Consider the following 9,571-nt stretch of genomic DNA (forward strand, 5'->3'; position numbering starts at 1 on the left):
CTCGTGGGCTCGGAGATGTGTATAAGAGACAGTTCCCGATATCAAGCAATCCGAAATACGCTGTCATCCCTGTCATTCCGAGAACACCAAGTGCTGTTGAAATCGGTGCGATTTGCTCATCGATTTTACGAATGGTTTTCGCATCGACGACTACTTTTGTTGCCCAATCGAGCATCCCGACAACGACATCACCTGACTTGAGCCCTTCACTTTTAGACTCGATGACACGTGCTACGACACCTCCGTGAATCGGTTCATCAATCTCAAATGGTTGCGAATAAGAACGCGCATCGTTCATACGACCCCGCATATATGGATCGACCGAGATATAGAGTGACTCCAGTGCGACTTGTCCTTCCTTCAGCTCTGTTAACTCAAATGATTCATAGCGGAATGTTTCCCCTGTTGGTTTTCCGTTTGGTCGTGCTGCTAATACGATACGTTGTTCTGACATGATTCATGACCTCCTCATTCAATGTACTTTTTCACTGTAACAATTCCGTTTCTGAAAGACGAATCCTTTGCTTGTTTGGAATTTTCTAACTTTTTCTTGACGTCCTTCTGTTCTTACCGTAAGATAAAACACAATTCATAACTTTTATACTGTTATGCACAAAAGCGTTACATAAGGAGAGGATTTGTATGGATTCATCTATTTTGCGTCAGCCACGTCAATTCGCTGTTCATGTTTTAAACGGACTCAGTATCGGAATTCTTGTTGCCCTCATTCCGGGAGCACTACTCGGTGAACTCGCTAAGGCGTTGTTGCCATACGTATCCGGAGCCCAGCATGTTTTAGATGCCACTACACTCGCGATGCGCCTTTTGCCGATGGTGATTGGTGTTGCCGTAGCCATGCAATTTAAAGTGACACCGATTGCGACCACGTCGATTGGACTCGCGACAGTCGTTGGCTCAGGCGTTGCAACTCGTGCAGATGCGACCTTCGTTTTCGTCGGCACGGGCGACGTCATCAATGCCGGACTGACGGCAGCTGTTGCGACGGCAATCGTCTTATTGATCGGTGAACGTTTCAAGACGTATACGGTGCTTGTCATGCCAACGATTTTGATTGTCGGTGCCGGTGGGATTGGTGTTTTGACGTATCCGTTCGTGACACGGATCACGACAGCGATCGGACATGTCATCTCAGACTTTACGGCACTTCAACCCGTCTTAATGGGTATTCTGATTGCGATTACTTTTTCCGTACTGATCGTCTCTCCGCTTTCAACGGTCGGTATTGCGACCGCCATCAGTCTATCGGGTGTTGCCGCCGGAGCTGCAAATCTAGGCGTCTGTGCCGCTGGATTCGGTCTTGCGATTGCCGGGTGGCAAGCCAATTCGCGCGGAACGTCGATTGCTCATTTTCTTGGTTCTCCTAAAATCCAGATGGCGAACTTCATCCGTAATCCCTTGATGATTCTTCCTGTCATGTGTAGTGCTGCTATCCTTGGCGCACTAGCAGGAATGCTCGGCGTCCAAGGTACACCGTTTAGTGCCGGCTTCGGAATGTCTGGATTAATCGGTCCGATCAATGCGTTACATCTGATGTCAGGAGGCTGGACATTGTTCAACATGACATTTGTTCTGGGATTATTCATCTTCTTGCCGGTCATCCTTTGTCTAGTGTTCCACCTGCTCTTCCGGAGATTCCGTCCATGGATGAGTGCAGAACCATACCGACTGGATTTCGAGTAAGTTCATCGTTATCGTTCTCTCATCACAAAAAAAGCCAAGCCGACCGTCTAAAAAATCGACGGATCGAGCTTGGCTTTTTGGTGCATTTATTTGATCACTGTCAGTAAGTCAAGCGGTGACTCGATGACATGGTCTGCCGAATCCCACTCGGATTGTGTCCCAAAACCGTACTGGCATAAAACGACCGGCATCTTTTCCTTACGAGCCGCTTCCACATCGGAAGACCGATCTCCGATCATCCAGTAGGACTCTTCCCCAAACTCCTCACGGTGCGCTCGTAAAATATCCGCCTTTTCTTTCCCGTTGACGGATTCTAAGCATTTCGGACTCGTGAAAAACGAACGAATGTCTTGACTATCCAGCACAAGGTTAAGATAGTGGTTGCCACAATTACTCGCTGTTGAAATGGTATGTCCTGCAGACACTAGCGCTTCTAATAAGGATCGAATTCCATCAAACAAGACATTCTGTTCTGCCATCGTCGCTTCTAGATGACCATGTCTTTTTTTACGAATCAACCGAATATCCTCTTCTGAGGCTTCCGGAATCGCCTTACGCCAAAAGGCACTTCCTGCTAAACCATAACTTGCTTGTACACTAGCTTTAGAAGGTTTTGGAAGATGCGGCATGTCCTCCATCGCCCGATGGATTGCTTCTGTCATCTGTTCCGTTGAATCGATCAATGTACCGTCAATATCGAATAAGATAATTGCCATGTTCCCACTCCTTTTAGATTTCTTTTTTTGCTTTTCTCTTTTTTTGAATCAAGTAGCCAACCGTAATCAACACACCTAAACCAATCCAAACTATTGGATGATTGAGATGGTGCAATTTTCGCCATTCATGCCCGACGGCTTTCCCGCCCCAAATGAAGATCGCCGACCAAAGGAAAAAGGAAATCGTCGTCACGACGGTAAACGTCCAGCGTGAAACACCAGTCAGACCGGCACCAATCGCAAATCCGATGCGCCACATCGGGGACAGAAGGAGAATATAGCGTCCCTTCGTCTCCATTTGTGTCTGAAACTGAAGCATTTTTGTTTCCGAAATCCGAAACCATTTGAATAAACGGTTCAATAACCGTTCACTCCCGAACTGACCAATCGTAAAGAAGAGGTTCTGACTAATGACGAAGCTCACTACAGCGAGGAACAACATGAATAGCAGATTCGCCTGTGCCGTGTGGACGAGATATCCGGCATACGCTAGCGGCACTTCGCTCGGTATGAATGGAAACATGAGCGTCATCATGATGCCAATATAACCGTATGACTCCATCCAGTGATGTCCCATCTTCGTCCCTCCTCCCCCTTTACCAACTATTTCTAGTGTATCGAACTTTCAAGAAGGCGTACAGGAAACGGCTCTTTTTACATCAGAAAGAGCGACTTCTCATAGTGAAGTCGCTCGGATCATCTATTTGATTAATACGCATCCTCACTTTGTACTGGTTGCGTACGGCGCTTTTGTTGTTCATCTTGCCAGTCACTGAAACGTGTCAATTCTTCAAAGACTGTTTTCGTGACGAAAAGGATGACCGCGATATCGTCTGCGAAACCAAATCCGAGTACGAAATCAGGTACGAGGTCAATCGGTGACACGAGGTAAATCAACGCTCCGATTACTTTTAAGATCGTCGTACGACGAATGTTGCGATATTCACCTGACTGGTACGCGCGAATCATATCGACGAATAACGTCAACGGTGAGAAGACGACGGACAAACGAGAGTTACTGTTTACCTTTGCAGTTGCTCGTTGTAACAACGAATTCGTCTTTTTCGGACGATCGATATAATCTTTTGCATCTTCGGCATATTGATTTTGTTGTTTTTCTAATTGTTGATTCGAGAATTTCATTCCTATTTTCCCCCATTCTAAAGTAACTTCAACGCTTTTCTATTTCCCTGTTCCTACGGATGATAATCCTGTCAGGTTTCAGGATATGATGGAACGGTAAAAAAGGGAGAGAAGCGTTACAGAAAGGATGATTTTTATGAATCATGTTAATCAAACCGTCATCATTACAGGAGCTGCGAATGGAATTGGTGCAGAACTCGCCCGCACCTATGCTGCGCATGGCGCAAATGTCGTTCTTGCTGATATCGATCAGATGACAGGAGACGAATTGGTCCAACAAATTGAAGAAGATGGTGGTACGGCTTACTTCTATCACCTCGATATCCAACATGAAAAAGACGTTCAACTGTTGATTGAAAAAGCGATTGAACATACTGGTCGCATCGACATTGTCATCAACAACGCTGGTATTATGATTCGAAAACCATTACTCGAATTATCGCTTGAGGAATGGGACCGAGTTCATCATACGAATCTGCGTAGCATCTTCTTGACAACTAAGGCGGCTACACCCTATTTGAAACAAAGTAAAAGTGGTGGTCGAATCATCAACCTTGCTTCGACCCGCGCCTTTATGTCGGAACCGCATACGGAATCCTATGCGTCGACGAAAGGTGGCATTTTTGCTCTGACCCATGCACTTGCTGTCTCACTTGGAGAAGACGGAATTCTCGTCAACGCGATTGCTCCTGGTTGGATTGAAACCGGTGACTATCAAGAATTATCACCTGAAGATCATAGTCAACATCCAGCTGGTCGCGTCGGAAAACCAAGTGATGTCGCTCGTGCGGCTCTCTATCTGACACACCCAGATAACGATTTCTTGACGGGCGAAACATTGGTCCTAGACGGTGGAATGACACGAAAGATGATTTATGAAGAATGATTCGTGCTGAGTGCCTTTCGGGGCACTTTTTCATTTCACAAAAACTATACTTATACCTTTTTCAAACATTAATAAACGTTCTATTTATATGATGTTACAAAAATATATCCTATGACATCATTCGGAAATCAATCAATCGTTCCTCAATTTTTCCTTCTATATCAACGATTCAAGCATGTCCTTTTACTTCTCTATCGTTATTTTCATAAATTCTTCATACTTTCTGCTAGTTTCTCTTGTATTTTTTTAAAAGAATTGTAAAGTGGATTTTTCGATTTTCTTGTTAGAGTGGGATAGGTAACACTTCACAAGGGAAAGGAATGACGCTTAGTTTATGAAACGACCTTTCGGAAAGTCACTCGGGCTATCGCTCATGACACTCACTTTACTCGCAAGTCCGCTCATGACGACAACTCCCGTCGACGCGGCAAGCTCATATAAAGAAAAGCAACAACAAAACCAGCAACAACAATCGAAGCAACGCGAGGCGTTGTCTCAAAAAAATAATCAATTATCTAAAGCACAGCAACAAGTCTACGCCCTGGATCAACAGATTAACGGGCTGACATTACAAGTCGTCGAAAATCAAAAGATGATCGACGAAAACACGAAACAGATTGCTCGATTAGAAGATAAAATCGAAAAGTTACAAAAGAAAATCAAGAAGCAAGAAAAAATGCTCGGTGATCGCCTGGCAGTTCGTCAGTCTAAAGCCGATAATGCCCCGCTGCTTGAAGCCGTCTTCGGCGCAAAAGATGTCGGTGATATGATTAGCCGCTTCAATGCCTTCAATACGATTGCGGAAAGCGATGCTTCTTTGTTAAAAGATTACGAATCAAACAAAAAAGAACTGGCAGCTGCGAAAGAAGAATTGAAGCAGACACGCCAAGACTTGATTGAAGATCGTAATGTTTTAAAAAAGAAACAACGTGAACTGAAAGAAGAGAAACAAAAACGAACAGCCCTTTTGAAACGCTTGACGTCACAAAAGAAAAAAATAGAATCCAATATCCTCAGCCTGAAAGAGGCATCGGCCCAACTGAAGGCACAGGAAGCAGCTGAAAAAGCGGCAGCTCGTGCTGCAAAAGCAGCTGCCGCAAAAGCCGCGAAACAATCGGCAGCGCCAGCATCTGTTAGCAAGGCCAGTACGAAAGTCATCTCAAAAGCAAAAGGTAAATTCATCAAACCTGCTCAAGGCTCTGTTTCGCAAGGAATGGGTGCAGCAAGCGGAAGTAATGGTTATGCGTACCACAACGGAACAGACTTCGCTGGTCCACTCAACTCGCCAATCGTTGCGTCTGCAAGCGGAACAGTCATCTTAGCAAGTTCAGGTGGTCCTTACGGAAATCACGTCTATATCTCTCATAATATCGACGGGAAAACATATACGACCGTGTATGCTCATATGAATGCCTTAAACGTTAAACAGGGACAACAAGTCAAACAAGGACAGCAAATCGGTGTTCTCGGAAGCACCGGTAACTCAACTGGTCCACACTTGCATTTTGAAATCCACGATGGTGGATACCAGTATGATGCGAATGGACGGACGAATGAGCTCGATCCAGAAAGCTTCTTCTAATAAGTCTAATAAGTCGATTCAAGAAAAAGTGCACGCCTTCTCTTCCTGAGAAAGCGTGCACTTTTTGCTGTGTTCATTAAATTTTGAATTGATGTGTCTGACTGTCAAGCGACGTCGTCGTCGATTCGAGTTCTTGCATCAATTGATGAATCTGTTCGAACGATGCCTGTTGATCACGCATCGAAGCAGCAATTTCTTCGTTTCCGGCTGCAAGTTCTTCCATGACGCCACTGACTGTACTGACTTGACCAACGACATGACGGGCTTGTTGTTTCGAATGAACGAGTTGTTTCGTCACGTAATCGAGCGTTTCCGTCACACTTGCTACCTTTTGACGCGTCTCACCGAATGCTTCTTGAACGTGTGTGAAGTTCTCGACCTGATTCGTCTGCTCCCGCTCCGCTTGCACGAGTGCTTCTTGTAAGACAGCACCATCCTGACGAATCGAACGAACGAGTGAGAAGATTGAGCGCGTCGCCTCATTTGTCTCATCCGCTAACTTTTTAACTTCACTTGCTACGACGGCAAATCCACGACCGGCTTCCCCAGCCCGCGCCGCCTCGATGGCCGCATTAAGTGATAATAAATTCGTCTGTGCAGAAACTCCAGCGACGAGTTGCGCCATCTGTTCGATTTGTTGCGTCTGCTCTAAGAAACCTTCCAGTTTCTGACCAAGTTCGCGATTTTGTTCTGTTGATGCACGTAGTGATGCGGCCTGTTGTTCCATGATGGAACTACTTTGAACCATCACGTGATCGGCCGCCTGTCCTTCTGCATAAGCCGTTTGTGCACGTTGTTCACTCTCTTCAAAGAGCTGTTGCATATCGGACATCGTACTGACTGTCGTCTGGATATCGTCCGACACCGTTTGTGTCCCGCTCGCCATCTCATTGATCGCATGGGTCATGTTACCAGAAACTTCAACGATGTTCGCGTTCTCCGTCGTCGCTTCCGTACTCATCTGACGAATCGTATTCGACGAACGACTGATCGTTCCGATGACCTCATGCAATGTTCCTTGCATCTGCGCAACCGCTGTCTCGAGTCGACCAATCTCATCTTTTCGACCGGATACGACTAATTCCTGCGATAAGTCTCCGTCCGAAATCTGTTCTGCTGTCCGGACGACACGGCTGATTGGTCGCGTGATGCTACGTGCGAAGTACCAGTTGTATAACGCAAGACCAATCAGGAGAATGAATGTCGCAATCATGACGGTCCGCGTCAGGTTCAATGTCTCGTCTTTTGCTTCACGTTGTAAGACATCATAAAACTCTCCATTTTTCGTATGTAACGTATAGAGATCACTGAGCACACCTTCGATTCGTGCGGCATGGGAGCGAATCTCAATCGGATTCATCGCGTCCGTCAGTTCCGTCCGTTTCGCAGCAAGCGTCTTATATTTCATATCCGCCCGGTTCAACTCTTCTTGAAATGCTGGAATCAAATACGTCTTTTGTAACTGGTTCAAGGCTTGTTCGTTCTTTTTGCTAAGTGCCTGTACTTGCTCCGCCTGACTTTCAGACGGTTGGCTTGCCAGTCGGTTCCATGCTGCCTGTTCATATAAGAGCTTCGTTTCAAGCTCTGAGATCTCAACGAGCTGTTTCCCGTAATCTTCGTTATAGGACTGAATTTGACGGAGTTGGAACAAAGTCCATCCCATCAAGATGACGACACTCAAAATCGTCACTAACGTGGAGAGTAAAAATCGTTTCCGTAACGTCATTGGATCGTCACCTTACCTTCGAGCACGTCTTGTTGTAGCTGCTCTAATTTTTTTCGTTCCCCGTCCGTAAAGTTCGTGTTTCGGATTGGAGCCAACTGGATTGCCCCTTCTTTGACACCCAGGACGACTTGTCCGGACTGTAGACCTTTCGCAGCCACATCTTGTCCGATTTTCGTGATCGCAAGATCAACTTGTTTTAGCATTGACGTCATGACAGCGTCAGGTGCGATCGGGGTCTGATCGCTATCGACACCGATCGCTTTTTTCCCCTTCGTTTGCGCTGCCTCAAGGACACCGCTTCCCGTCAACCCCGCTGCTGCGTATAACACGTCTGCCTTTTTCTGCATCATTTCGTTTGCGAGCGTCCGTCCCTTTTCAGGCGCTGCAAAGTCCTCTGCGTATTCGACGAGTACTTTTGTTTTTGGATTGACGGCTTTTGCGCCAGCTATGTATCCTTTTTCGAATTTTTCGATCAGAGGTGACTTCATCCCACCGACGAAACCAATCGTATTCGTCTTCGTTTGGATACCTGCAGCCGCACCCGCTAAATAGCTTCCTTCGTCCTCTTTGAACGTAACCGAGAGTACGTTCGGTAACGTCGATACAGCATCAATCAAGGCGAATTGTTGTTTCGGATATTTTTTAGCAACGGTCTCAAGATCCGTCTGTCCCATGAATCCGAGTCCGACGATGACGGTCGGCTTCTTCTTCGCTAACGCTTCGAATGCTACTTTATAGGTCTTCGTTTCGTTCAACTCTCGGTAATCGATTGACCAACCTTCCTTCTCGCGTAACAACGCCATACCGCTCATCGCCGCATCGCTGAATGATTGATCGCCAAGACCCACATCCGACAAGACGACTGCCATTTCCTTTCGTTCCTTGACTGCCCGTTCTGGATCATCGATGACACTGCCGCACCCTGCGAGGCTAAGTGTCGATGCCAGTATGATTCCACTCCACCGTTTCATTCATTCCACATCCTTCCGACATTCTACATCTGATTATCGGAAGCGATGTCTGACTTCTTAATACAAAATTTAAATTCAGAATAATTCCATAACAAAAAAATGCCCCTCAAAAAAAGAGGGACATTTGAGATATTCTTAGTAGTCGCTATCAGAAGTACCACCTGTAACGATTGCGATTCCTGCTGATGCGCCAATGCGCGATGCACCTGCATCGATCATTGCTTTTGCACCTTCGAAGTCACGAACGCCACCAGATGCTTTAACACCGATGTCAGGACCAACTGTCTCACGCATGAGACGGATGTCTTCGACAGTTGCACCACCTGTTGAGAAACCAGTCGATGTCTTCACGAAGTTAGCACCTGCTTTAACTGAAAGTTCAGCAGCTGTTTTGATTTCTTCTTTTGTAAGAAGGCAGTTTTCGAAGATGACTTTAACGAGTGTACCGTTTGCCGCTTCGACAACCGCACGAATGTCACGTTCTACTAACTCAAGATCGCCATCTTTTAATGCGCCGATGTTGAGAACCATATCGATTTCAGTTGCACCGTTTTGGATCGCATCCTTTGTTTCGAATGCTTTTACTTCTGGTGTGTTTGCTCCAAGTGGGAAGCCGATGACTGTACATACTTTGACGTCATCATCTGATTTTAAGAGTTCTGCTGCTAACGCGACGTATGTTGGGTTAACACAGACGCTTGCGAATTTGTATTCTAATGCTTCTTTACAGAGTGTTTCGATCTGAGCACGTGATGTTTCTGGCTTCAGTGCCGTATGGTCGATCATTCCTGCTAAATTCATGTTTGTTGTCCTCCTTAAGGGCTGTCTCTTATACACATCTCCGAG

General features: G+C 46.0%; 9 protein-coding genes and 1 pseudogene. 3 read left to right on the forward strand and 7 right to left on the reverse strand.

Annotated features, from left to right (window positions below):
* Positions 1-454, reverse strand: a pseudogene (locus F8N00_RS12935) (NADP-dependent oxidoreductase); the annotation flags it as partial.
* 188 nt (positions 455-642) lie between these two features.
* Here F8N00_RS12935 and F8N00_RS12940 point away from each other — a divergent pair.
* Complete coding sequence (locus tag F8N00_RS12940) at positions 643-1,701, forward strand: PTS transporter subunit IIC (protein ID WP_058265069.1); 1,059 nt, start codon at positions 643-645, stop codon at positions 1,699-1,701.
* Positions 1,702-1,787: 86 nt separating this feature from the next.
* On the opposite strand, the gene F8N00_RS12945 is transcribed toward F8N00_RS12940, so the two are convergent.
* The 3 genes from F8N00_RS12945 to F8N00_RS12955 all read right to left on the reverse strand — a co-directional run bounded on the left by F8N00_RS12945 (position 1,788) and on the right by F8N00_RS12955 (position 3,560).
* A complete protein-coding gene (locus tag F8N00_RS12945) occupies positions 1,788-2,417 on the reverse strand; it encodes an HAD family hydrolase (RefSeq protein ID WP_035398397.1) in 630 nt (209 codons plus the stop codon).
* A 13-nt stretch (positions 2,418-2,430) separates the two neighbouring features.
* Positions 2,431-2,994, reverse strand: a complete 564-nt coding sequence (locus tag F8N00_RS12950) for a DedA family protein (RefSeq protein WP_035398399.1) — start codon at positions 2,992-2,994, stop codon at positions 2,431-2,433.
* Positions 2,995-3,125: 131 nt separating this feature from the next.
* A complete protein-coding gene (locus F8N00_RS12955; RefSeq protein WP_023467454.1) occupies positions 3,126-3,560 on the reverse strand; it encodes a YkvA family protein in 435 nt (144 codons plus the stop codon).
* A gap of 136 nt (positions 3,561-3,696) precedes the next feature.
* Here F8N00_RS12955 and F8N00_RS12960 point away from each other — a divergent pair, with 136 nt between their 5' ends.
* Both F8N00_RS12960 and F8N00_RS12965 read left to right on the forward strand, forming a co-directional pair.
* Positions 3,697-4,446 carry an SDR family NAD(P)-dependent oxidoreductase gene (locus tag F8N00_RS12960; protein ID WP_023467453.1) on the forward strand — a complete coding sequence of 250 codons (750 nt, stop codon included), beginning with the start codon at positions 3,697-3,699 and terminating at the stop codon, positions 4,444-4,446.
* Between the two features lie 334 nt (positions 4,447-4,780).
* On the forward strand, positions 4,781-6,028 hold the full coding sequence (locus F8N00_RS12965) for a murein hydrolase activator EnvC family protein (RefSeq protein ID WP_410755771.1): 1,248 nt from the start codon (positions 4,781-4,783) through the stop codon (positions 6,026-6,028).
* A 76-nt stretch (positions 6,029-6,104) separates the two neighbouring features.
* Here F8N00_RS12965 and F8N00_RS12970 read toward each other — a convergent pair whose 3' ends face one another.
* The 3 genes from F8N00_RS12970 to deoC form a co-directional block, all read right to left on the reverse strand.
* Complete coding sequence (locus F8N00_RS12970; protein ID WP_023467451.1) at positions 6,105-7,754, reverse strand: methyl-accepting chemotaxis protein; 1,650 nt, start codon at positions 7,752-7,754, stop codon at positions 6,105-6,107.
* Positions 7,751-8,725 carry a BMP family lipoprotein gene (locus F8N00_RS12975; protein WP_023467450.1) on the reverse strand — a complete coding sequence of 325 codons (975 nt, stop codon included), beginning with the start codon at positions 8,723-8,725 and terminating at the stop codon, positions 7,751-7,753. Before F8N00_RS12975 ends, F8N00_RS12970 begins: the two co-directional genes overlap by 4 nt.
* Positions 8,726-8,860: 135 nt before the next feature.
* Positions 8,861-9,526: a deoxyribose-phosphate aldolase gene (deoC, locus tag F8N00_RS12980; RefSeq protein ID WP_023467449.1), complete on the reverse strand. Its 666-nt coding sequence runs from the start codon at positions 9,524-9,526 to the stop codon at positions 8,861-8,863.
* Positions 9,527-9,571 lie beyond the last annotated feature (45 nt).

Source organism: Exiguobacterium sp. A1_3_1, from assembly GCF_048985645.1.
Classification (GTDB): domain Bacteria; phylum Bacillota; class Bacilli; order Exiguobacteriales; family Exiguobacteriaceae; genus Exiguobacterium_A; species Exiguobacterium_A indicum.